The sequence below is a fragment of the Streptomyces sp. NPDC033180 genome (assembly GCF_055577645.1).
The window spans coordinates 135,009-157,873 of record NZ_JBVIPU010000018.1 but is presented as its reverse complement, the minus strand read 5'-3'; the positions used below and the strand labels follow the sequence as shown (position 1 = coordinate 157,873).

Sequence of the window (22,865 nt, the reverse complement as noted above, 5' to 3'; positions counted from 1 at the left end):
GGAGGACGCAGCTAACCGTGGACGCGCAAGGCCGTGGGCGGGCGGAGAACATCGATCCCGCAGACCAGTGGGTGCTCAACCCGAACACCGGCGATTACGAACTGCGACTGAGCCCTTCCGCAGGGCAGTCGGCAGTGCCCGGACCTCGCAGATCGCCGAGGTCCACGCCACGCCAGGGAACGCGCGGCCGCGATGGTCGACGCGACGAGCCCCGTGATGAACAGCGCGAGGTCCCGCCTCAGCGCAGACGCCGCAATCCCCAGCCGGAGGCGGCGGGCGGGCGGCGCAAGCAGAAGCCGAGGAAGTCCCGGAGCAAAAAGATCCTGACGTGGGCGGGCGGCACGCTCGCCTTCGTCGTCGTCGCGGCCTCCGCGGGTGCGTATCTCTACTACCAGCACCTCAACGACAACATCACCTCGGTCGACGCCGACGGCGCCGGTACCGGCGGCTTCAGCAAGGACCGCGCCATCAACATCCTGGTGATGGGCACGGACAAGCGCAGCGGCGAGGGCAACGAGAAGTACGGCGACAAGGGAAGCGTCGGTCACGCCGACACGACGATCCTGCTGCACGTCTCCAAGGACCGCACGAACGCCACCGCGTTGAGCATCCCGCGCGACATGATCACGGACATTCCGGACTGCCCGACGAAGCAGGAGGACGGCAGCGAGAAGGTCATCCCCGGCACGCAGGACGCCCGGTTCAACGAGAGCCTCGGGCAGAGCGACCGCACGCCCAGCTGCACCATGCGTACGGTCACCGAGATCACCGGCATAAAGATGGACCACTTCATGGTGGCCGACTTCAACGCCGTGAAGACGCTCTCCAGCGCGGTCGGCGGCGTGGACGTCTGTCTCGCCAAGGACATCGACGACCCGGACTCGCACCTGAAGCTGCCCAAGGGCAAGCACACGATCGAGGGCGAGGAGGCGCTGGCGTTCGTCCGGACGCGGCACTCCGTGGGCACCGGCGGCGACTTGAGCCGGATCGAGCTTCAGCAGCAGTTCCTCAGCTCGCTGATGCGCAAGCTCAAGTCGAACGACACGCTGACGAACCCGAAGAAGATGATAGATCTCGCCGAGGCGGGCACCGAGGCGCTCACCGTCGACTCCACGATCGCGGACATAATGAAACTCCGTGACCTGGGCATGGAGCTCGGCAAGCTCGACATGAAGAACCTCAGCTTCGCGACCGTGCCCGTGATCGACAACCCGGCGGAGAAGGTCCACACGACGGTTGTCCCGGACAGGACCAAGGCCGACCAGCTCTTCTCCATGATGCGCGCCGACGAGTCGCTGACCGCGGTGAAGAAGAAGGAGAAGAAGGAGAAGGCGGCGGTCGCCGCCCGCCTCAAGGGCAGCAAGTCCGACGCCTCCGAGGTACGGGTCAACATCTACAACGGCAGCGGGAAGACCGGCGCCGCTCAGGCAACTCTCACGTACTTGCAGAACACTGAGGGCATGTCCAAAGCCAGTCAGCTCGGCAACGCGCCGTCCGACCTCAAGAAGACGACGCTGGAGTACGCCCCCGACCAGGCCGACCAGGCCCGGCGGCTCGCCGATGTCATGGGGCTCTCCGGCTCCGCGATGAAGCCCGGCAAGAGCGAGAAGAACTCGCAGGGCCTTCCCGCCATCAAGCTGACACTCGGCAGTGACTTCAAGGGGGCCGGGGTGCCGATCAGTACCCCGTCGAAGGCCCCTGAGGGCATTCAGAAGGTCGAAGCGGACAAGACTGTGTGCGCCAAGTGACCTGAAGCGGCCATTCTGCGTCTCACCAGGCGCAGGATGGCCGTAATTCGGGGTAGCGCGGGGAGGGGCAGGGGATGGGGAGAAGCAGCGTGCGTGGGGAGGGGGCGCGAGAACGCGCCCCGCACGCCAGTGGTCATGGCCTGGAAGGAGGCCCGCCGCACGAGGGAGGGGAGCCCTCGGCGAGCGGCGGGCGCCGCAGGCGTGGTCGCGAGGGCGGTGGGGGTGGCGGTGGTAGCGGCCGGGCGCCGCGTCCGAGACGGCGGATACTCCGCTGGTCGGCAACGATCCTGTCGGTACTGATACTTGGCACGGCCGGCGCCGGATACCTCTGGTACCGGCACCTGAACAACAACCTGGAGACGGACGACCTGAACCTCGGCGAGCACCGGGCCCCGGAGCCCACGCCGAACGCGGCCGGCCAGACCCCGCTGAACATCCTGCTGATCGGTTCGGACGCGCGGGACTCCAAGGAGAACCAGAAGCTCGGCGGCGCCAAGGAGACCTTCGGCGGCACACCGCTCGCCGACGTCCAGATGCTGCTGCACCTGTCGGCCGACCGCACGAACATGTCGGTCATCAGCATGCCGCGCGACACGCTCCTCTCCATCCCCAAGTGCACCGACCCGGACGACGGCAAGGTCTACGAGGCGTCGACGCAGCGGACGATGACGAACCAGACGCTCGGCCGGGGCGGCCCCGGCTGCACGGTCGCCACCTGGGAGAAGCTCACCAACATCCACATCAACCACTTCATGGAGGTGGACTTCGCGGGTGTGGTCTCCATGGCCGACGCGATCGGCGGCGTGCCGGTCTGCGTGGACGCCAACATCCACTCGCGCGACAACCAGGGCCACGGCTCCGGCCTGAAACTGAAGAAGGGCACCACCGCCGTCAAGGGCGAGCAGGCCCTGCAGTGGCTGCGCACCCGCTACGGCTTCGACGGCGGCACCGACATCAGCCGCGCCAAGGCCCAGCACATGTACATGAATTCGCTGGTGCGCGAGCTGCGGACCAACGCCAACCTGAGCAGCCCCAACAAGCTGCGCAGGCTCGCCGAGACGGCCACCAGCGCGCTCAAGGTCGACGACGGCCTCGGCACCGTGAAGAAGCTCTACGACCTCAGCAACGAGCTCAAGAAGGTCTCGCCGGAGCGGACCACGATGACGACCATGCCCTACGAGTACGTGGGCGCACGCGTCATCCCCAAGCCGGGCGACGCCGAGCAGCTCTTCCGCCTCGTACGCGACGACATCCCCCTGGACGGCAAGGGCAGGAAGAAGCCCGCCAAGGAGAAGGTCTCGGACGACCCGGCGGCCGCGGACGGCGAGATCGCCGTGCAGGTGCAGAACGGCACCCGCACGGATGTCGAACCGCCGGTCAGCGGGCGCGCGAGCGCGGTGACGCAGATCCTCGCGGGGAAGGGCTTCACCAAGGCGGCGGCCGACACGGCGACAGCTCTTGCTCAGGAGAAGACCGTCATCAGGTTCCCGAGCGCCGACCTGGAGGGCGACGCCCAGCGGGTCGCCAAGTCCCTCGGCATGAAGCTGAGTTCGGTGAAGAAGTCGACGGACGTCTCCGGGGTCACCCTGGTCGTCGGCGCCGACTGGCGGCAGGGGAACACTCCCCCCAAGTCGAAGCAGGACGACAAGACACCGGACTCGGCCGAGGCGCTCAACGGCTCGGACAAGAAGGCGTGCATGCACGTGGACCCGAAGTTCACCTGGCAGTGAGTCCCGGGCCCGCGGCACACCGCGGGCCCGTCGGCCGCGCTCAGGCCTCGCTGAGCACGGCCGGACGCCGCGACGCGATGACCTTCTTGGCGAGGGAGCGCGGGCTGGTCAGAAAGCCCCAGCCCCACGACATGTGCATGGTCGCGAGGGCCACCGGGATCTGGATGCGTGCCTTCAGCGGGAGGCCCTTGCCCGCGGGCAGTGAGCCCGCCGCGATCGCCGCGAGGTAGCCGGCGGGGACGACGAAGCCCCAGGGCGTGACCAGGGCGCCCACGACGACGCCTGCCGCCATCGCGCAGACCGCGGTCGGCGGCGCGAGGTAACGCAGGTTGATGGAGCCCTCGTGGTAGCGGGCGACGACGTGCCGCCAACGGCCGTAGTCCTTGTACTGCTTGGCGAGCGCCTTCACGCTCGGCCGCGGGCGGTACTGCACCTTCAGCTCGGGCGAGAACCAGATGAGGCCGCCGGCCTCACGGATGCGGAAGTTCAGCTCCCAGTCCTGGGCGCGGATGAACTCCTCGTTGTAGCCGCCCTGTTGTTCGAGGGCCGCGCGGCGGAAGACGCCGAGGTAGACGGTCTCCGCCTGCTGGGCGGCGCCACCGGTGTGGAAGGCCGCGTTGCCCACGCCGATCTTCGACGTCATGGCGGCGGCGACGGCGTGCTCCCAGTCGTTCTCGCCCTCGGCGTGCATGATGCCGCCGACGTTCTGCGCGCCGGTCTCCTGAAGGAGGCGTACGGCGGTCGCGATGTAGCCGGGCGACAGGATGCCGTGGCCGTCCACGCGGACCACGATCGGGTGGCCGGAGGCCTTGATCGCCGCGTTCAGGGCCGCGGGCGTGCGCCCGGTGGGGTTCGGGACGGTCTGCACCTTCGCGCGGTTGCCCGCGGTCTCGGCGACCAGCTCGGCGGCGATCTCGTTCGTGCGGTCCGTGGAGGGACCCAGCGCGACGACGACCTCCATCTCACCGTCGTACTCCTGCTCGAGGATCGCGGAGACGGCAGCACGCAGATGCCGTTCCTCGTTGAGCACCGGCATGATCACGGATACGGCAGGAAGCTGCTCGTCGGGCGTCGCGTTCATCGGCGCCACGTTACCGCGAATGGGGGACACGGGCGCGCGCCGCCCGGCCTGCTGCCCCGGGTCGCAGATCGTATGGGCCTACGGTTCTCGCATTCCCCGGCCCACCACGAGTCCCCCCCTACCCGTCCGGCCAGGCCCGCCCGTCACCGCGGAGGTGTCCCCCCACGTGCCCACACCGCCCCGCCGCTCCCCCACCCCGCCCCCGCGTGGCATGCGTCCGCCTCGTGCGAGGCAACCGGCGCAGCAGCCAGCGGGGCGGCAGGTCAAGCAGCGCAGGCGGCCACGGTGGGTCATGCGGGTGGCGACGGGGTTCTCCTTGACGGTTCTCGTGGCGGCCGGGATCGGGCACGGCGTCGTCACCAGTCTCGACACCGAGATCGCACGGGTCGACGCCTTCAAGGACATGAAGAACCGGCCCAAGGGGGGCAACGGCATGAACGTCCTGCTCGTCGGCACCGACGGCCGGGACAAGATCACCAAGGAGCAGAAGCACAAGTACCGACTCGGCGGGGCGCCGTGTCACTGCACGGACACGATCATGATCGTGCACATCTCGGAGGACCGGAACCGTGCCAGCGTCGTGAGCCTGCCCCGGGACAGCTACGCCGAGATGCCCGAGCACATCGACCGGAACTCCGGCGACCGGCACAAGGCGCACCCGGTCAAGCTGAACGCGGCGTACGCGGAGGGCGGCCCCAACCTCACCGTACGGACCGTCGAGAACATGACGAAGGTCAAGATCGACCACTATCTCGAGGTCGACTTCACCAGCTTCATGAAGACCGTGGACGTGGTCGGCGGTGTCGAGATCTGCACCACCCGCCCGCTGAGGGATTCCTACACCGGGCTCAACCTGCCCGTCGGCACGCACAGGCTGAACGGCGGCGCGGCACTGCAGTACGTCCGCACACGGCACGTCGACGGCTCGTCGGACCTGGGGCGGATGCAGCGCCAGCAGCGGTTCCTCGCGGCGCTGATCTCCAAGGCGACCAGCAGCGGGGTGCTGCTCAACCCGCTCAAGTTCCGCGACGTGTCAAGGACACTGCTCGGCTCGGTCCGGGCCGACCGGGGATTCGGCACGAACGAGATGCTCGCCCTGGGGCGGGCGATGCGCGGCTTCTCGCCGAGGTCGTCGGAGTTCACCACCGTGCCGCTGCGCAGCAAGGGCGTGATGGTGCCGGGGATCGGGTCGACGCTGAAGTGGGACCCGGTGAGGTCCACGAAGCTCTTCCAGGCGCTGCGCGACGACCGCCCTCTCGCCGCGCACAACCTGGGGCGCAAGGCCATCGTCGACGTGTCACCGCAGCAGATCCGGGTGCAGGTCGACAACGCCACGGGCGTTCCGGGCCTGGGCAAGCGGGTCGACACCGGACTGCGGGCCACCGGGTTCAGGACGTCGCGGGTTCCGGGCAATGTGCCGGGCGTGCCGCTGAAGCGCACGATCGTCGCGTACGACCCGCGCTGGGACCGCTCGGCGAAGTCCCTGGCGACGGCGCTGCCCGGCTGCCAGATGCGGGCGGTGAGGGGGCAGGGCGCGGTCCTGAAGGTGCTGGCCGGCCAGGACTTCAGGCAGGTCAGGCCGGTTCGGGCGGAGGACGCCTACCAGGGCGAGTTCGGGGCGGTGACCGGTGACCAGGTGATGTGCCGGTAGGCAACCGCCGGTCGTGAACCCGTCGTGGGCCCGTAGGCAGCCGCCGGTCATGAACCCGTCGTGGGCCCGTAGGCAGCCGCCGGTCGTGAGCCTGTCGTGTGCCCGTAGGGCGCCCGCGCCCGGGAATCGGCAGGCCGCCAGCGCCGGCGCTCAGTCGTCGAGGCCCTCCGCGGCGCGCGCCTGCCGCAGCTCCTTGATGGCCCGGCGCCGCGCGAGACGGTGCGTACGCCGGATCTGCGCCTCCTGATACCGGCGGCGGTCCCGCTCGGTCTCCGGAAGCACCGGCGGCACGCCCCGCGGCTTGCCGTCGGCGTCGACGGCGGCGAAGACGAGGTAGGCCGACCCGACCTGCTGCGCGGGCGTCGACTCGTTCCACCGCTCGGCGAGGACCCGCACGCCGACCTCGATGGAGCTGCGTCCCGTCCAGTTCACCTGCGCCTTCACATGGACGAGGTCGCCGACCCGTACCGGCTCGAGGAAGGCCATCTCGTCCATGGACGCGGTGACCGCGGGCCCGCCCGAGTGCCGTCCCGCGACCGCCCCCGCGGCGTCGTCCACCAGTTTCATGATCACGCCGCCGTGCACCGTGCCGAGGAGGTTGGTGTCGTTGTGGGTCATGATGTGGCTGAGAGTCGTGCGGGACGCCGAGGTGGGCTTGCCCGGAATCTCCGATTCCGTGCCAGGGGCCAGGTCTGTCATGGGCTCTACCTTAAGTCTGACGAATGTCCCGGCCGCGCCCGACCGCTTTGCATCAGCTCTGCAACAGCCCTGAACCGAAATCACGCCTGCCCTGTAAGGCGCATGGGCTCAGACGGCACACTGGGCCACATGAGCGATTGGCCTGACGACCAGGGCAACGGCCGAGGATACGGCCGTGGCAGCGGGAGCGCGCAGCCTGAGGGCGCCCGCAGGATGCGGCATGTCCAGCGCGGCGGCCCGTCCGCCCGACCGGGCCAGCAGGGAGGCGTCCCGCAGCAGCCGTCGTACGACGACGGGTACGGCCAGCCGTACGGCGACGCGCGCGACGACATGTTCGAGCCCCGCAGCCCCCGCCAGGACGGCTACGACAGCGGCTACAACACCGGACAGGTCTACGGCTCGCCGAACGGCCAGGGCCAGGGCGGCCAGGGCGGCGGCGACGGGTACGGCACCCGCGCGCCCCGACCCGCACCGAACTGGCGGCGCCGCATCAAGATCGGCTCGATCTCCCTCGTCGTGGTGCTGCTCGCCGTCTCGATCGGCACGTACTTCTGGGCCGACTCCAAGCTCAAGCGCGAGGTCGACCTCTCCAAGGTCATCGAGCGCCCCGAGGGCGGCGCGGGCACGAACTACCTGATCGTCGGCTCCGACAGCCGCGAGGGCATGTCCGACCAGGACAAGAAGGACCTCCACACGGGCTCCGCCGACGGCAAGCGCACGGACTCGATGATGATCCTGCACGTCGCGGACGACGGCGGGAACACGATGATCTCCCTGCCCCGCGACTCGAACGTGACGATCCCCTCCTTCAAGGGCGCGGAGTCCGGCAAGCTCTACCCGAACCAGGGCCGCCAGACGAAGCTGAACGCGGCGTACGCGGAGGACGGCCCCGAGCTGCTCGTGCGCACCGTCGAGTACAACACCGGCCTGAAGATCGACCACTACGCCGAGATCGGTTTCGGCGGCTTCGCCAAGATCGTGGACGCGGTCGGCGGCGTCGAGATGGACATCCCCAAGGGCTTCAAGGACGAGAAGTCCGGCGCCGACTTCGAGGCGGGCAAGCAGACCCTCGACGGCAAGCAGGCCCTGGCCTTCGTCCGTACGCGCTATGCCCTGCCCGGCAGCGACCTGGACCGTACGAAGAACCAGCAGAAGTTCCTCGCGGCCCTGGCCAACCAGGCGGCGACGCCGGGCACGGTCATGAACCCCTTCAAGCTCTACCCCACGATGGGCGCGGGCCTGGACACGCTGGTCGTCGACAAGGACATGGGCCTGTTCGACGTGGCGTCCATGTTCTGGGCGATGAAGGGCGTCACCGGCGGCGACGGCAAGTCCATGAACATGCCGCTCGCGGGCTCGACCGGCGGCAACCTCCTGTGGGACAAGGCCAAGGTCAAGCAGATGGTGGAGCAGCTGAACAACGACGAGAAGGTCACCGTCTCGGGCGGCTGAGCAGTTTCGCGAGCACGACGAAGCAGTCTCCTGAGGACGTCGAAAGCACGTCGAAAGCACATCGAGGGGGCCCCGCCGGTCGATCGGCGGGGCTCCTTCGCGTGCCGTGGTCACGGCCTCGTACCCCGAACGCTTCGCCCGCCGAGAAGCCGCGGCTCCGGCGTGTCACGGTGGACCGGACCCTCCCTGAAGCCGGAGCCCCGCCATGGCAGATTTGCAGGTCGAATTCGACACCACCGCCGAAGCCGGAGACCTTGACCGGTCCGCCGAGCGACCCCCCGAGCCCCCACCCATATCCGAGCCCGGACCGGAGCCGTCCGCGCCGGAGCCCACCGCACCGGAACCGTCGGCGCTGGAACCGCCCGCGCCGGACCCACTGCGGCACGCCCGTTCCCTGCTCGCCGCGCATCCCGTCGCCGACGGCTACAGCGGACTGCCCTGGGCGCTGCGCGGACTGCCCTGGTACGACCTGGAGCTCGGCGACAGCGCCGTGGACGCCGACGTGCCCCGGCTGCGGGCGGGCGGCGTGGGCGCGCAGTTCTGGTCCGTACACGTACCGGCCGCCATCACCGGTGACCGTGTCCTCGGCGCGACCCTTGAGCAGATCGACCTCGTCAAGCACGTCGTCGGTGGCCACTCCGAGGGGCTGCGTCTGGCCCGTACGGCGTCCGAGGTGGCCGATGCCCGCCACTGCGGCCGCATCGCCACCCTGATCGGCCCGGCGCGCGCCGAGGCGCTCGGCGAATCGCTCGCCACGCTGCGCGCCCTGCACGCCCTCGGCCTGTGCTCGCTCACGCTCTCCGGTACGTCATGGGCGGGCCCCGAGGGTCTCACCCCGTTCGGCGAGGAGGTGGTGCGCGAGCTGAACCGGCTCGGGGTGCTCGCCGAGCTGTCCGGGGCCACCGAGGCCACGGCGCACCGGGTGCTCACCGTCTCCAGGGCGCCCGTCCTGTTCACCCGCTCGGGAGCCCGCGCGCTGCGGGACGCCCCGGAGAACCTGCCGGACGACCTGCTCACCGCGCTCGGCGCCGCCAAGGGCCTGTGCCTGGTGCCCCTGGCGGCCGAGCAGACGGGCACCTCGATCAGCGAGGTGGCGGATCACGTCGATCACGTACGCCGCCTCGCGGGCCCGGAGTGCGTGGGCCTCTCGGGGATGTACGACACCTCGGCCGAGCACCCGGAAGATCTTGCCGACACCTCGCGCTATCCGCACCTCCTCGCCGAGCTCGTCGAACGCGACTGGTCCGACGACGACCTCGCGCGCCTGACGTGGGGCAATGTCCAACGAGTGCTGCGCGGCGTGGACTTCGCGGCACGGGCGGCGCGGGAGAGACAGCGGCAGCAGGCGGCCGGCTGAGGACTTGGTCCTCCGCGGCCCCCTCAGTCCGCGGCGATCCGGCAGAGGCAGAAGGGATGCCCTGCCGGATCGGCGTATACGCGGAAGTCGCGCTCGCCGTTGTCGTCGTCCACGTCGAGCGGCTTGGCGCCCAGGGCGAGTACGCGTTCCTGGGCACGCTCGACGTCCTCGACGCGCGGACCCACGTCGAGGTCGAGATGGATCTGCTGGGATCCGGCGTCCGCGTGCGGCCAGTCGGGCGGGCGGTGGCCGGGGGCTTCCTGGAAGCAGAGACGCAGGCCGTCGGGGGTGTTGAGGGTGACCCAGTCGTCCTCCTCCTCGGCATCGATCTCGATCTCGCCGCCGAGCAAGTGTCTGTAGAACTCGGCGAGTTGATAGGGGTCCTGGCAGTCGAGCACGACGTTGCGCAGGCGTCCGACGGGTGCCATGGGCGCTCCTTTCTCCAGCGGGACTCAGCAGGCGCAGAGGCAGAACGGGTGCCCGGCCGGGTCGGCGTACACGCGAAAGCTCCGCTCGCGGTCGTCCGCGTCGAGCGCGGTGGCGCCGAGCGCGAGAACCTCCGCCTCGACGGCGTCCAGCTGCGCCCGCTCCACGTCGAGGTCCAGATGGAACTGCTGCGAGCGGGCGGCCTCGGGCCACTGCGGGGGTACGTGGCCGGGGACCTCCTGGAAGGCGAGCGGCACGCCGCCGTGGACTTCGAGGGTGAACCAGTCGCCGTCCCCCTTGGGAGTGCCGCCGAGGACGGCCGCGTAGAACGTGGCGAGTGCGAGGGGGTCGGGACAGTCGAGTACGACGACACCGAGTTTGGCGAGGGGCATGACTACTTCTCCTCGTTCGCGGGCGAGTTACTGGAAGCGGTCTGCTACCAGTAACGGTTACTGCATACTCCCGCACAAGAGGTAACGTCGCAAGCATGAATGACAGAGCACCCGCTCCCGGGGGTCTCGCGCTGATCCAGGCGCTGGTGAACACCTTGGACCTGGAGTCGGGCGCGGACGCGCTGGAGACGCCGGAAGGGCGCGCGCCCTTCGGGCTCGCCCCCGGTGCGGAGGTGGCGGCGGCGCGGGAGCTGCGGGAGGCGCTGCGGGTGGCGTGTCTCGCCCATGCGGGGCACGGGCCGCATGCACCGTCGACCCCTTTGGGTCAACTCCTCGCTGCGGCACCACTGTTGGTGTCGATCTCGGAGGAGGACGGCTCGGCGGGACTGGTCCCCGCGGAGCCGTCCACGCTCGCCTCACAGGTGGCGGCGGCCATCGCGGAGGCGGTGGCCGCGGGCACCTGGTCCCGCCTCAAGGCATGCGAGGCCCCGGACTGCCACTGGGCGTACTACGACCGGAGCCCTGCCGGGCGGAGCCGGTGGTGCGACATGGGGGTGTGCGGGGCCCGCGCCAAGATGCGGGCGTACCGGGCGCGGAAGTCGCCGCGGGGCCGCGGGCGGTAGGGCGCGCGCCGCGCCGCATCCGCCTCGCGACGAACAAGCCTTTCCCGCCCACCCACCCGATTACCCCGCAGTCTCCCCTGACCCCGCAGTCTCCCCTGGCCGAACAGGCCTTTCCCACCGCCCACCCGATTACCCCGCAGCGCCACCGATCGGCCGCAGTCGGCAGTGCTCGCCAGACGGAAAAACCCGTAGCGCCGTCGAGACCTCAGGCCGAAGGCCGGCCCATCGCCCGGTAAGTCCATCCGGCCCCCCGCCACACCGCGGGGTCCAGCGCGTTGCGGCCGTCCAGGATGAGTCGCTGCGAAACCACCTCGCCCAGCGCCTCCGGGTCAAGCTCGCGGAACTCGCGCCACTCGGTCAGGTGCAGTACGACGTCCGCGCCCCGCGCCGCCTCCACAGCGGACTCCGCGTACGCGAGCGTCGGGAAGAGACGACCCGCGTTCGCCATACCCTTGGGGTCGTACACGGTGACCTGGCCGCCCTGGAGGTGGATCTGCCCGGCCACGTTCAGCGCGGGCGAGTCACGCACGTCGTCCGAGTCCGGCTTGAACGTGGCGCCGAGGACCGCGACCCGCTTGCCGAGGAAGGAGCCGCCGCCCAGCGCCTCGCGCGCCATCTCCACCATCTGCCCACGCCGGCGCATGTTGATGGAGTCGATCTCACGGAGGAAGGTCAGTGCCTGGTCCGCGCCCAGTTCGCCCGCCCGCGCCATGAACGCCCGGATGTCCTTGGGCAGGCATCCGCCGCCGAACCCGATCCCGGCCCGCAGGAACTTCTTTCCGATCCGGTCGTCGTAGCCCAGCGCCTCCGCCAGCTTCACGACGTCCCCGCCCGCGGCCTCGCACACCTCGGCCATCGCGTTGATGAAGGAGATCTTCGTGGCGAGGAAGGAGTTGGCGGAGGTCTTCACGAGCTCGGCGGTCGGGAAGTCCGTCACGACGAAGGGCGAGCCCTCGCCGACCGGTCCCTCGTACACCTCGCGCAGGAGCTTCTCGGCGTGCGCGCTGCGTACGCCGACGACGATGCGGTCCGGGTGCAGCGTGTCCTTCACCGCGAAGCCCTCCCGGAGGAACTCCGGGTTCCAGGCCAGCTCGGCCTCCGCGCCCGCCGGAGCGTTCGCGGCCAGCTCGCGCGCCAGGCGGTCCGCCGAGCCGACCGGCACGGTGGACTTGCCCACCACCAGCGCGGGACGCGTCAGGTGCGGGGCGAGCTGCGCGAAGGCGCTGTCGACGTAGCTCATGTCACAGGCGTACTCGCCGTGCTTCTGCGGGGTGTTCACGCAGACGAAGTGGACGTCACCGAAGGCCGCGACCTCCGCGAAGTCCATGGTGAAGCGCAGCCGACCGCTCGAACCCTCGATGCCGGCGACGTGCTTGCGCAGCAGGTCCTCCAGGCCGGGCTCGTACATCGGGACCTCGCCCCGCTGCAGCATCTCGATCTTCTCGGGCACGACGTCGAGGCCGAGCACCTCGAAACCGAGCTCGGCCATGGCCGCGGCGTGCGTCGCACCGAGGTAGCCGGTGCCGATCACGGTGATCTTGAGGGCCATGCGGTGCTCCAGGGGTCTACGGCCGTCAGTGCGGTGCCCGAGCATAGTCGGGCCTCTCACAGGGCACGTTTCCGCCATCGCCACCCGTCGACCGCCCGCTGTCGGCAAGCTCACGTATCCCTCACGTGAGCAGCCCTCTAAAATTTGGGTTACTTAACGGTAATTAGCGTCCTTGGAGCGTGAGAAACCTTGGCCGGATCGGCTGATTTCGACCTGTACCGCCCGTCCGAGGAGCACGACATGCTCCGTGACGCGATCCGTTCGCTCTCCGAGGCGAAGATCGCGCCGTTCGCCGCGGCGGTGGACGAGGAGGCCCGCTTCCCGCAGGAGGCGCTGGACGCCCTCGTCGCCTCCGACCTGCACGCCGTGCACGTACCGGAGAGCTTCGGCGGCGCCGGCGCCGACGCCCTCGCCACGGTCATCGTGATCGAGGAGGTGGCGCGCGTCTGCGCCTCGTCGTCCCTGATCCCGGCCGTGAACAAGCTGGGCTCGCTCCCCGTGATCCTCTCCGGGTCCGAGGAGCTGAAGAAGAAGTACATGACGCCGCTCGCCAAGGGCGAGGGCATGTTCTCGTACTGCCTCTCCGAGCCGGACGCCGGTTCGGACGCCGCCGGCATGAAGACGAAGGCCGTCCGTGACGGGGACTCCTGGGTCCTCAACGGCGTGAAGCGCTGGATCACGAACGCGGGCGTCTCCGAGTACTACACGGTGATGGCCGTGACCGACCCGACCAAGCGCTCGAAGGGCATCTCCGCCTTCGTCGTCGAGAAGTCGGACGAGGGCGTCTCCTTCGGCGCCCCGGAGAAGAAGCTCGGCATCAAGGGTTCGCCGACCCGCGAGGTCTACTTCGACAACGTCCGCATCCCCGCCGACCGCATGATCGGCGAGGAGGGCACGGGCTTCGCCACGGCGATGAAGACGCTGGACCACACCCGCATCACCATCGCGGCCCAGGCGCTCGGCATCGCGCAGGGCGCCCTCGACTACGCCAAGGGGTATGTCCAGGAGCGCAAGCAGTTCGGGAAGCCGATCGGCGACTTCCAGGGCGTGCAGTTCATGCTCGCGGACATGGCGATGAAGATCGAGGCCGCGCGTCAGCTGACGTACGCCGCCGCGGCCAAGTCGGAGCGCGGCGACGCGGATCTCACCTTCCAGGGCGCCGCCGCCAAGTGCTTCGCGTCGGACGTCGCGATGGAGGTCACCACGGACGCCGTCCAGCTGCTCGGCGGCTACGGCTACACGCGTGACTACCCCGTCGAGCGCATGATGCGCGACGCGAAGATCACGCAGATTTATGAAGGCACGAATCAGGTTCAGCGGATCGTCATGGCGAGGAACCTGCCGTAGCAGGGATTTTGCAGGTCAGAGGCTGTTTCGAGGGCTTGACGGGGCATCGTTGACCTTCTGGCCGTTGCGGCCCGATCAGGGCCGTTCCTGGGCGTCATCCTGGGGGAATCCTGGGTGGATGCCGGGTTGAAAACGGCCACTGACCTGCACAAACAATGCAGCCCCCGGCATCACGCCGGGGGCTGTTGTCGTACACGGATCAGGCGACCTCTGACGCTTCCGTGGGGTCGTCGGCGCCGGGCGTCAACATCGTTGCGATGGCGGCCCGGCCGCGCTGCTCGGCCCCTTCGAAGATGTAGTGGTAGTACTCCCTCAGTACGTCCGTGCTGCTGTGACCCATCCAGTCGGCCACGTCGTTCTCGGGGACTCCGGCGTACAGCAGCCGTGACCCGTAGTAGTGCCGGAGTGAGTGAGCCTTGCAGTACTTCACCTGACCCTTGCTCAGAGCCTCCATCCCCGGCCACCGTTTTCACCCTCCGCGGTGACACTCCCGTTCACGCAGAGCAGTCGGATCCGACTCCGCATCCGATGCCGGCCACTCCAGAGTGTGAGCAGAACCGCGTCACGGTCGTGCAAATGGACGCCTATCGCCCAGCGCCCACGCAGGCCCCGGAGCCCACGCCTGAACCGAAACGTCCGGCCTCACTCGCTGACTCCAACCCCTTCCGAGCGTTGCTCTGAACCGCCTGAACAAACCAAAGAACGCCCCTGCCATTCTCGGCAGGGGCGTTCGTTTGTTGGTCACCGTCGCAGGCTGCGGGACTGTTCCAGCGCCCGAAGCGCTGAGTTGAGCATCGGTCGGTACCCAGGACAGGACTGCTCAGCAGGCAGTGCCACTACGTCCCAGCACGCCATGCAGCGCATCACCCCGGAGCGTTCCGGGTCGCTCTCCACGCTGCCACCACACTGGGGGCACTGCTCCATGACGACTCCCTAGGCGGCTACGTCGAACTCCCCGAGCTTGGCACCGCTCAGGAAGTCGGTCCACTCCTGGGCCGTGAACTCGACCACCCGGCCCGTCACGGGCTACGCACCGCCACCGTGCCGGGAACGTTGGTCGCGACTTCCACGCACCGGGGGTCGTTGTTGTTGTACTGGCACGCACTAGACGTGCGGAACTCGAACGCGGCGACTGCGGCCATGCGACTATCCCTTCCCTTCGCTGTGCGTGCGGGGAATCGGTCTCCGCACCCTTGTGCAACCCGCCCCGACCGCTCGACCTGTCCAGGGCTTCCACCGCCGGGGCGGGGCTTCTACTCAGCACGGACCACCATGGCGAAGGACGTACGCATGCGCCGAAAACCCGCGTGGCCGGACCGGCTCGTGTGACTCATGCACTCCACATCGACGGGCGCGGAGTCATCGGTCGGAGTGGCCTTCCAGCCGCAATGCAGGCACTCAGCCTCGAACGTCACGTCTGTGTCGGGGTGCTCGGTAATCCTGTGCATCACGTACCGCATGATCGTTCCCATACTCACAGCCCGCCCCTACGACTCCGCTCGTTGGCCTCAGCAACCCTGGCGCCCAGTTCCTCGGTCGGCCGCACCGCTGGGGCTTCGTAGTCCGGGCACCTCGGACTGCCGCATTCGCATCTGGGCCACTTCAGACCATCACCAGGGGCGAGGGCGGCGCCTTCTGGACCACCCGCGTCTGCCTTGCCCACCAGCAGCACCCCACCGACACCGAAGGCACCAGAGAGTTGCGACAGGAAGCGTCTGGCTTCCCCGCTGCCCATGTGGTCAGCCGAACCGTTGTCGTGCGCCTCACTGTCACCCACTGAGCCCGCCCTCCCGATCGATGCCGCCTCGATGTGACGACCGTAGGAATCGAGGGCTGCGACGCTCTACAAACTTGCATGAGCTTGCACACCAATTGCCTTTACTCGTAGGGGCATTGACGCCATATCTCCAGCTCAACGAAGCTGATGCAAGCCCGAGCAAGTACCTAGACCGGGGAGCCTGCCATGGCCGTAGAGTTCGTAGGGATCGACCCCGACACGGACCGGGACCACTGCCCCACCGTGTGGGCAGACGCGGAAGCTCAGGAGGTCTTGTTGCAGGGTTGGAAGCCCAGCCTTGAGACCCAGACGGAGTGCGAGGGAACCAGTCCCGCGAACGGTCCGGTGCCCGACAGCGAGGCCATCGTCAGGGTTCCGGCCCGGATGATTCCGATGATCAGGGAGGCATGTGATGCCGTCGAGCGTGCCCAGCTTCGCTGAGCTGCTTGGCCAGTGCGAGCGATCCGCCGTCCACCTGGAGCTGCGCGACTCATACGCCGCCACGGACCGGTTCGAAGCATGGAAGCGTGGCGAGCGAATCAATTGGGAGGATCGCGAGTCCTGGTGGCATCCCTATGACCAGTTGATCGCAGACACGGTGGCCAGGGGTGTGGTGATCCGCAGGGCTCGGGTGATCTCCGAACCGGTGTCGGAGTACATCCGCTGGGAGCACTACGTCACTCACGCCAACGTCACGGCTGGTGAGGAAGTCCGGTGGCTGCCCCGGCGACAGAGCACGGCCATCGCCCTGCCGGGGAATGACTTCTGGCTGTTCGATGATGCGCTGCTCCGGGTGCACCACTTCTCGGGTGACGGCGCGGTGATGGAGGACGAGGTCACGGCGGACGCGGAAGCCGTGAAGCTGTGCTCCACAGCCTTCGAAGCAGTGTGGGAGCGAGCCATCCCGCACCACCGGTACAAGGTCTGACGAAAGCCGGCTCCATGCCCCCGCACCCCTCCTCACGCGTTCAGAGGGCCCGCGAGCATCTTGCGAGGCGTCTGCGCGAGGTCCGGAAAGACGCGGGTATCAGCGGGCGGGAGCTGGCCGTCAGGTGCGGTTGGTCAGAGTCGAAGTCGTCCCGGATCGAGAACGCCAAGACGCCTCCCTCCGATGCGGATATCCGAGCGTGGTGCAGGGCTTGCGCCGCTGAAGACCAGGCCCCTGATCTGGTCGCGGCCAACAGACAGTCCGCCGAAGCGCATGTGGAGTGGAAGCGCCTACAGAGAACCGGCCTTCGGCGCCTGCAAGAGGCCACCGGCGACCTGTACCAACAAACTAAGACCTTCCGTATCTACGTTTCCGACGTGATTCCCGGATTCCTCCAGACCCCTGGTTACGCCACTGCACTGCTGTCGTCCATCGCGGACTTCCGAGGAACCCCAGATGACGTGAGCGATGCCGTGGCAGCCCGCATGCGGCGGAACAACGTGTTGAGCCAGGGCGGACGCCGGTTCTCCTTCGTGTTGGAAGAATCGGTGTTGCGCTACCAGTTGTGCACCGCCGACACCATGGCTGCGCAGCTTGGCCACTTGCTCGGGGTCATGGATCTTCAGAACGTCGCCGTGGGCATCGTCCCGTTCTCGATGCAACGGACCGTGTGGCCCATGCCCACCTTCACGATCTTCGATGAGGGCAGGATTCATGCGGACACGCTCGATGCTGCTTCCACGCTCACGCAGCCCAGCCAGGTCGAGCTGTACGCCCGTGCCTTTGAACGTCTCTCGCAGCACGCCGCGAGGGGAGCGGCAGCACGGTCCCTCATCGCGGATGCGGTGGCATCCCTGACCTGACCAGCAATGGCAGCGCCTCGCTTACGGGTGATCCTGGGGGAATGCTGGGCGCGCAACCTGCGAAGGGTGTGTTCGTGCAGCTCAGAGCGGTACATGCCGTACAGCACGCAGATCTACGAGGGCACGAACCAGGTCCAGCGGATCGTGATGGCCCGCAACCTGCCGTAACCCGCGGTGCGTTGACGCCTCGATCGCCCTTCCCTCGCTCCGAGGGGAGGGCGATCGGCGTTTCACCCCCGGGGCCGGCCGAGTACCGGCGGGCTTCCCCAGGGGGCCTCAAGGGCCGCCCGCAGCGCCTGCGTCGCCTGGGGGCCGATCCGGTCGGCGAGCGCCTCCTCCAGGCGGCGCAGGACCAGCTCGGCCTCGCGGTGCGTGCGCTTCCCCTCCGCCGTGCGCCGGATGAGCCGCTGCCGTCCCGACGAGGGGTCGGGGGCCTGCTCCAGGAGACCCGCGGCGACCAGACCGTGCACCGCCTGGTGGGCGGTCTGCCGGGTGACTCCCATACGGCGGGCCAGCTCGGACACCGTCGTGCCCTCCTCGTCGAGTACGGCGAAGAGACCCGCCTGAGTGGGCGAGACATGGATCTCCCCCGCCTCCTCCAGGGTCGCGAGGAGCGCGTCCTCGAACCAGCGCCTGGCGTCGCCGAGCAGTTGAGGGAGGTTGCGGCCGGTGGCGTGCATGCCGTGAGCCTATGGGTTCGGGGCCGGCGCTTGCCCGTCGTGGACTCATTATGTCAGGCTGCCTGACATTCTTCCTCGCTCAGCCATCCCCCGGGAGAGCCATGACCATCGAGTACGCCACCCGCCACCGGCGCTCCTCACGCATCCCCGCCGAACCGGGCAAGCCCTACGTCATCGAGAAGGGCGAGGGCGACCGCGCCCATCTCTTCGGCGACCTGATCACCATCTACGCGGGCGGCGAGCAGACCGAGAACGGCTTCAACTTCTTCACCGTCGAGGGCCCCAGGGGCAACGTCATCCCGGCCCACCTGCACCCCGACACCTACGAGGTCTTCTACGTCACCCAGGGCGCCGTCCGCCTGTTCGTCGAGGACCTGGAGGGCGAGCAGCTGGAGAAGCTCCTCACCCCCGGCGACTTCGGCTTCGTGCCCAAGAACTGTCCGCACGCCTATCGCATGGAGCGCCACCACAGCCAGGTCGTCGGTGTCGCGGCGGGGCCCGGCGGCACCTTCGAGCGGTTCTTCGAGACCCTCGGGGCGCCCGCCGAAGGGCTCGGTCTGCCGCGCGAGCCCGTCGTACCCACGCCCGACAAGTTCGCCACCGTCCCCGAGCGGTACGACGTGCGCTTCCTGCCCGAGCACCAGTGGCGCACCCGGTGAGCCCGACCGACCCGGCGCTGCGGGCGCTGATCGCCGCGCCCCACCCGGACGTCGCGCCGCTCCCGGCACCGGATCCGCGGGTCCTTCGCGGCGTCCCGTACGGCGAGGTGGAGGGCGGCCGTCCGCTGGAGCTCGACCTCTGGCTGCCGGAGCCCGCACAAGGGCCCGCCCCGCTCGTCCTGTTCGTGCACGGCGGCGCCTGGCGGCGCGGGCGCCGTGCCGACATGGGGCTGCGCACCCGGCACTGGAACCCGGGTCCGCTCGCGCGCATCGCGGCGGCGGGCTTCGCGGTGGCCTGCGCCGACTACCGGCTCAGCGGCGAGGCCCGCTTCCCCGCCCCGCTGGAGGACCTGCGCACCGCCCTGCGCTGGCTGGTGCTGCGCGGGCCGGAGCTCGGCGTCGACACCGCGCGGACGGTGGTGTGGGGCGAGTCCGCGGGCGGGCACCTGGCCTCGCTCCTGGCACTCGACCCCGAGATCTCGGCCGCCGGCGCGGTGATCTGGTACGCCCCGAGCGATCTCACTGTCCCTCGCGGCCCGTTCGACCCGCACAGCGCCACGACCCCGGAGGCCCTGCTGCTCGGCGCGGCCCCCTCGGCCGTGCCCGAACGGGCCCGAGCGGCGAGCCCCGTCGCTCGGGTCCACCGCGACGCCCCGCCCTTCCTCCTGATCCACGGCGAGGACGACACGATGGTCCCGGCCGCGCACAGCGAGGCGCTCGCCGGTCGGCTGCGGGACGCGGGCGCCCGCGTCGAGCTGCGCATGGTGCCGGGCGCCGACCACGGCTGGTACGGCGCGTCCGACGACGCGGTGGAGGACGTCTTCGCCCGCTCGCTGCGGTTCGCACGGGGACTCGTCAGCTGAGGCACGCGAAGGGCGGGGGCCGCCGACCGGCTGCCCCCGCCCTTCGCCTCACGTGCCGCCCTCAGCCGTCCAGTTGCTGGAGCGTCGCGTTCGACGGACCGCGCCGCGACTGCTCGTCGTGTGCCACGTCCTGCGCGGCGCCCAGTACGCGGACCGCGTTCTGCCACGTCAGTTTGGCCAGGTCGGGCTTCGACCAGCCGCGGGTCAGGAGCTCCGCGATCAGGTTCGGGTAGCCCGCGACGTCGTCGAGACCGTCCGGCGTGAACGCCGTGCCGTCGTAGTCGCCACCGATACCGATGTGGTCGATGCCGGCGACCTCGCGCATGTGGTCGAGGTGGTCGGCGACCGTCGCCGCCGTGGCGACGGGGCGCGGGACGGACTCCTCGAAGGCGGCGTGGACCTTCATGGCGTCCGGCGTCGTGTCCAGGTGGTGGAAGCCGTGCGCCCGCATGTTCTCGTCGGCCGCCGCCGTCCAGTCAACCGCCGCCTGCAGCACGAACTTGGGCACGAAGGTGGCCATCGCGACGCCGCCGTTCGCGGGCAGGCGTTCCAGGACGTCGTCCGGGATGTTGCGCGGGTGGTCGCACACCGCGCGCGCCGAGGAGTGCGAGAAGATCACCGGTGCCACGGAGGTGTCCAGGGCCGCCCGCATCGTCGTCGCCGCCACGTGGGAGAGGTCCACGAGCATGCCGCTGCGGTTCATCTCGCGGACCACCTCGTGGCCGAAGGCCGACAGGCCCCCGACCCCCGGCTCGTCCGTCGCCGAGTCCGCCCACGCGATGTTGTCGTTGTGCGTCAGCGTCATGTAGCGGACACCGAGCGCGTGCAACGCCCGCAGCGTGGCGAGGGAGTTGTTGATGGAGTGGCCGCCCTCGGCGCCCATCAGGGACGCGATGCGACCCTGAGCCCGCGCTTCCTCCATGTCCGCGGCCGTCAGCGCGCGCCGCAGGTCCTTCGGGTAGCGCGTGAGCAACTGGTCGACGCAGTCGATCTGTTCGAGCGTCGCGCTCACCGCCGCGTCGCCCGTAAGGTCCGTGCGGACGTACACCGACCAGAACTGCGCGCCGACCCCGCCCGCCCGCAGGCGCGCGATGTCGGTGTGGAGGTTGCCCGTCTGGTCGGCCGCGATGTCGAGGCGGTCGATGTCGTAACCGGCCTTCTCGCGCAGGGCCCAGGGCAGGTCGTTGTGGCCGTCGACCACCGGGAAGTCGGCGAGAAGGGCGCGGGCGTCGGCCAGAGAGGAACGGTCCGGTGCAGTCATGCCGCTCACTTCCCCGAGCCGAAGCCGAAACCGGAGCCCATGCTTTCGACCTTGGTACGGAGCCGCTTGCCCTTCTCTGTGGCCTGCTCGTTCAGCTCCTGCTGGAACTCCCGCATACGGCCGAGGAGTTCGGCGTCGTGCGCGGCGAGGATGCGCGCCGCGAGGAGGCCCGCGTTGCGCGCGCCGCCCACCGAGACGGTCGCCACCGGCACGCCCGCGGGCATCTGCACGATGGACAGGAGGGAGTCCATGCCGTCGAGGTACTTGAGCGGCACGGGCACTCCGATGACCGGCAGCGGCGTCACCGACGCCAGCATCCCGGGCAGGTGCGCGGCGCCGCCGGCCCCCGCGATGATCGCCTTGAGGCCGCGGTCCGCCGCCTCCTCGCCGTACGCGACCATCTCGCGCGGCATGCGGTGCGCCGAGACGACGTCGACCTCGTAAGGGATCTCGAACTCGTCGAGCGCCTTGGCCGCGGCCTCCATGACGGGCCAGTCGGAGTCCGAGCCCATGACGATGCCGACTACAGGTCCTGCGGGTCCTACAGGTGCGGTCATTCCGTGATCGTCCCTCTGAGATAGCCGGCCGCGTGACGCGCGCGCTCCAGCACGTCGTCCAGGTCGTCGCCGTAGGTGTTGACGTGGCCGACCTTGCGTCCGGGCTTCACGTCCTTGCCGTACATGTGGATCTTCAACTGCGGGTCGCGTGCCATGCAGTGCAGGTACGCCTGGTACATGTCCGGGTAGTCGCCGCCCAGGACATTGGCCATGACCGTCCACTTCGCCCGCGGGCGCGGGTCGCCGAGGGGCAGGTCGAGCACCGCGCGCACGTGGTTCGCGAACTGGGACGTGATCGCCCCGTCCTGCGTCCAGTGGCCGGAGTTGTGCGGGCGCATCGCGAGCTCGTTCACCAGGATGCGGCCGTCGCGCGTCTCGAAGAGCTCGACCGCCAGGTGGCCGACCACGTCGAGTTCCTTGGCGACGCGAAGGGCCAGCTCCTGCGCCTGGCCCGCGAGGTCCTCCGAGAGGCCGGGGGCCGGCGCGATGACCGTGTCGCAGACGCCGTCGACCTGCTGCGACTCGACGACGGGGTAGGCCACGGCCTGGCCGTGCGGCGAGCGGACGACGTTCGCCGCGAGTTCCCGCGCGAAGTCGACCTTCTCCTCGGCCAGGACCGGGACACCGGCCCGGAAGGGATCTTCGGCGTCCTCGACGGACCGGACGAACCACACCCCCTTTCCGTCATAGCCGCCACGCACCGTCTTGAGGATCACGGGGAAGCCGTCGCCCTCGGCCGCGAAGGCGGCCACGTCGGCCGGGTCCTTCACGATCCGGTGGCGTGGACACGGCACGCCGATCTCCATGAGCTTCTCGCGCATCACGCCCTTGTCCTGGGCGTGCACCAGCGCGTCGGGCCCCGGGCGCACGGGGATACCGTCCGCCTCCAGGGCCCGTAGATGCTCGGTGGGTACGTGTTCGTGATCAAAAGTGATCACGTCGCAGCCCCTCGCGAACTCGCGCAGCGTGTCGAGATCGCGATAGTCGCCGATGACGACATCGCTGACGACCTGCGCCGCGGAGTCCTGAGGGGTGTCACTGAGGAGCTTGAATTTCAGGCCGAGGGGGATACCCGCCTCGTGGGTCATGCGGGCGAGCTGACCGCCGCCGACCATGCCGACTACCGGGAACGTCACACCCCCAGGGTATCGGCCTGTATCGGCCACATCGGAACGGCCGGTTTCCGTGCACCGCACGGGCCCTCCCGTCACAGAGCCGACAC

At 69.4% G+C, this 22,865-nt stretch carries 23 protein-coding genes; 12 read left to right on the top strand and 11 right to left on the bottom strand.

All coding sequences use genetic code 11. The features are described from left to right. The first annotated feature begins 17 nt into the window (after positions 1 to 17). A complete protein-coding gene (locus ACZ5WE_RS34205) occupies positions 18 to 1,748 on the top strand; it encodes an LCP family protein (RefSeq protein WP_467689272.1) in 1,731 nt (576 codons plus the stop codon). A gap of 74 nt (positions 1,749 to 1,822) precedes the next feature. Further along, the gene (locus ACZ5WE_RS34200) at positions 1,823 to 3,478 is read left to right on the top strand and encodes an LCP family protein (protein ID WP_467689274.1); all 1,656 of its coding nucleotides are present in this window, start codon (positions 1,823 to 1,825) and stop codon (positions 3,476 to 3,478) included. A 40-nt stretch (positions 3,479 to 3,518) separates the two neighbouring features. Here ACZ5WE_RS34200 and ACZ5WE_RS34195 read toward each other — a convergent pair whose 3' ends face one another. After that, on the bottom strand, positions 3,519 to 4,559 hold the full coding sequence (locus ACZ5WE_RS34195) for a glycosyltransferase family 2 protein (protein ID WP_467689276.1): 1,041 nt from the start codon (positions 4,557 to 4,559) through the stop codon (positions 3,519 to 3,521). Positions 4,560 to 4,725: 166 nt separating this feature from the next. Between ACZ5WE_RS34195 and ACZ5WE_RS34190 the strand changes: the two genes are divergently transcribed. Further along, the gene (locus ACZ5WE_RS34190; protein ID WP_467689278.1) at positions 4,726 to 6,210 is read left to right on the top strand and encodes an LCP family protein; all 1,485 of its coding nucleotides are present in this window, start codon (positions 4,726 to 4,728) and stop codon (positions 6,208 to 6,210) included. Between the two features lie 150 nt (positions 6,211 to 6,360). Here ACZ5WE_RS34190 and ACZ5WE_RS34185 read toward each other — a convergent pair whose 3' ends face one another. After that, on the bottom strand, positions 6,361 to 6,909 hold the full coding sequence (locus ACZ5WE_RS34185; protein WP_467689280.1) for an acyl-CoA thioesterase: 549 nt from the start codon (positions 6,907 to 6,909) through the stop codon (positions 6,361 to 6,363). A 129-nt stretch (positions 6,910 to 7,038) separates the two neighbouring features. Here ACZ5WE_RS34185 and ACZ5WE_RS34180 point away from each other — a divergent pair, with 129 nt between their 5' ends. Together ACZ5WE_RS34180 and ACZ5WE_RS34175 are read left to right on the top strand one after the other, a co-directional pair. After that, positions 7,039 to 8,361, top strand: a complete 1,323-nt coding sequence (locus ACZ5WE_RS34180; RefSeq protein ID WP_467689281.1) for an LCP family protein — start codon at positions 7,039 to 7,041, stop codon at positions 8,359 to 8,361. Between the two features lie 205 nt (positions 8,362 to 8,566). Further along, a complete protein-coding gene (locus ACZ5WE_RS34175) occupies positions 8,567 to 9,718 on the top strand; it encodes a dipeptidase (RefSeq protein WP_467689283.1) in 1,152 nt (383 codons plus the stop codon). Positions 9,719 to 9,741: 23 nt separating this feature from the next. On the opposite strand, the gene ACZ5WE_RS34170 is transcribed toward ACZ5WE_RS34175, so the two are convergent. Both ACZ5WE_RS34170 and ACZ5WE_RS34165 read right to left on the bottom strand, forming a co-directional pair. Next, positions 9,742 to 10,146 carry a VOC family protein gene (locus ACZ5WE_RS34170; protein WP_467689285.1) on the bottom strand — a complete coding sequence of 135 codons (405 nt, stop codon included), beginning with the start codon at positions 10,144 to 10,146 and terminating at the stop codon, positions 9,742 to 9,744. 24 nt (positions 10,147 to 10,170) lie between these two features. After that, the gene (locus ACZ5WE_RS34165) at positions 10,171 to 10,536 is read right to left on the bottom strand and encodes a VOC family protein (RefSeq protein ID WP_467689287.1); all 366 of its coding nucleotides are present in this window, start codon (positions 10,534 to 10,536) and stop codon (positions 10,171 to 10,173) included. Between the two features lie 95 nt (positions 10,537 to 10,631). On the opposite strand from ACZ5WE_RS34165, the gene ACZ5WE_RS34160 reads away from it, so the two are divergent. Continuing rightward, positions 10,632 to 11,159: a CGNR zinc finger domain-containing protein gene (locus ACZ5WE_RS34160; protein WP_467689289.1), complete on the top strand. Its 528-nt coding sequence runs from the start codon at positions 10,632 to 10,634 to the stop codon at positions 11,157 to 11,159. A gap of 205 nt (positions 11,160 to 11,364) precedes the next feature. Here ACZ5WE_RS34160 and ACZ5WE_RS34155 read toward each other — a convergent pair whose 3' ends face one another. Beyond that, positions 11,365 to 12,708: a UDP-glucose dehydrogenase family protein gene (locus ACZ5WE_RS34155; RefSeq protein ID WP_467689291.1), complete on the bottom strand. Its 1,344-nt coding sequence runs from the start codon at positions 12,706 to 12,708 to the stop codon at positions 11,365 to 11,367. Positions 12,709 to 12,897: 189 nt separating this feature from the next. Between ACZ5WE_RS34155 and ACZ5WE_RS34150 the strand changes: the two genes are divergently transcribed. Continuing rightward, positions 12,898 to 14,055 (top strand): acyl-CoA dehydrogenase, encoded by a 1,158-nt coding sequence (locus ACZ5WE_RS34150; protein WP_467689293.1) that lies wholly within the window; start codon positions 12,898 to 12,900, stop codon positions 14,053 to 14,055. A 199-nt stretch (positions 14,056 to 14,254) separates the two neighbouring features. Here the strand turns inward: ACZ5WE_RS34150 and ACZ5WE_RS34145 are convergent, their stop codons facing one another. Both ACZ5WE_RS34145 and ACZ5WE_RS34140 read right to left on the bottom strand, forming a co-directional pair. Then, on the bottom strand, positions 14,255 to 14,509 hold the full coding sequence (locus ACZ5WE_RS34145; protein ID WP_467689295.1) for a tyrosine-type recombinase/integrase: 255 nt from the start codon (positions 14,507 to 14,509) through the stop codon (positions 14,255 to 14,257). Positions 14,510 to 15,308: 799 nt separating this feature from the next. Then, positions 15,309 to 15,515, bottom strand: coding sequence for a DUF7848 domain-containing protein (locus tag ACZ5WE_RS34140; protein ID WP_469157317.1), 207 nt, complete (start codon positions 15,513 to 15,515; stop codon positions 15,309 to 15,311). A 503-nt stretch (positions 15,516 to 16,018) separates the two neighbouring features. Here ACZ5WE_RS34140 and ACZ5WE_RS34135 point away from each other — a divergent pair. From ACZ5WE_RS34135 to ACZ5WE_RS34125, 3 genes are read left to right on the top strand one after another with little or no spacing between them, the layout of a single operon-like run. Further along, the gene (locus tag ACZ5WE_RS34135) at positions 16,019 to 16,273 is read left to right on the top strand and encodes a hypothetical protein (RefSeq protein WP_467689297.1); all 255 of its coding nucleotides are present in this window, start codon (positions 16,019 to 16,021) and stop codon (positions 16,271 to 16,273) included. Then, complete coding sequence (locus ACZ5WE_RS34130; RefSeq protein WP_467689299.1) at positions 16,245 to 16,760, top strand: DUF6879 family protein; 516 nt, start codon at positions 16,245 to 16,247, stop codon at positions 16,758 to 16,760. Before ACZ5WE_RS34135 ends, ACZ5WE_RS34130 begins: the two co-directional genes overlap by 29 nt. A 14-nt stretch (positions 16,761 to 16,774) precedes the next feature. Further along, positions 16,775 to 17,623, top strand: coding sequence for a helix-turn-helix domain-containing protein (locus ACZ5WE_RS34125; protein WP_467689301.1), 849 nt, complete (start codon positions 16,775 to 16,777; stop codon positions 17,621 to 17,623). 230 nt (positions 17,624 to 17,853) lie between these two features. Here the strand turns inward: ACZ5WE_RS34125 and ACZ5WE_RS34120 are convergent, their stop codons facing one another. Continuing rightward, a complete protein-coding gene (locus tag ACZ5WE_RS34120) occupies positions 17,854 to 18,303 on the bottom strand; it encodes a MarR family winged helix-turn-helix transcriptional regulator (protein ID WP_467689302.1) in 450 nt (149 codons plus the stop codon). A gap of 101 nt (positions 18,304 to 18,404) precedes the next feature. On the opposite strand from ACZ5WE_RS34120, the gene ACZ5WE_RS34115 reads away from it, so the two are divergent. Beyond that, positions 18,405 to 18,962 carry a quercetin 2,3-dioxygenase gene (locus tag ACZ5WE_RS34115; protein WP_451221311.1) on the top strand — a complete coding sequence of 186 codons (558 nt, stop codon included), beginning with the start codon at positions 18,405 to 18,407 and terminating at the stop codon, positions 18,960 to 18,962. After that, positions 18,959 to 19,825 carry an alpha/beta hydrolase fold domain-containing protein gene (locus ACZ5WE_RS34110; protein ID WP_467689304.1) on the top strand — a complete coding sequence of 289 codons (867 nt, stop codon included), beginning with the start codon at positions 18,959 to 18,961 and terminating at the stop codon, positions 19,823 to 19,825. The genes ACZ5WE_RS34115 and ACZ5WE_RS34110 overlap by 4 nt, the downstream gene beginning before the upstream one ends. A gap of 61 nt (positions 19,826 to 19,886) precedes the next feature. Here the strand turns inward: ACZ5WE_RS34110 and ACZ5WE_RS34105 are convergent, their stop codons facing one another. The 3 genes from ACZ5WE_RS34105 to ACZ5WE_RS34095 are packed head-to-tail and all read right to left on the bottom strand — an operon-like array spanning position 19,887 to position 22,839. Then, positions 19,887 to 21,086 (bottom strand): dipeptidase, encoded by a 1,200-nt coding sequence (locus tag ACZ5WE_RS34105; RefSeq protein WP_467689306.1) that lies wholly within the window; start codon positions 21,084 to 21,086, stop codon positions 19,887 to 19,889. A 5-nt stretch (positions 21,087 to 21,091) separates the two neighbouring features. Next, on the bottom strand, positions 21,092 to 21,643 hold the full coding sequence (gene purE / locus ACZ5WE_RS34100) for a 5-(carboxyamino)imidazole ribonucleotide mutase (RefSeq protein WP_467689308.1): 552 nt from the start codon (positions 21,641 to 21,643) through the stop codon (positions 21,092 to 21,094). Next, positions 21,640 to 22,839, bottom strand: a complete 1,200-nt coding sequence (locus ACZ5WE_RS34095; protein WP_467689309.1) for a 5-(carboxyamino)imidazole ribonucleotide synthase — start codon at positions 22,837 to 22,839, stop codon at positions 21,640 to 21,642. The genes purE and ACZ5WE_RS34095 overlap by 4 nt, the downstream gene beginning before the upstream one ends. Positions 22,840 to 22,865 lie beyond the last annotated feature (26 nt).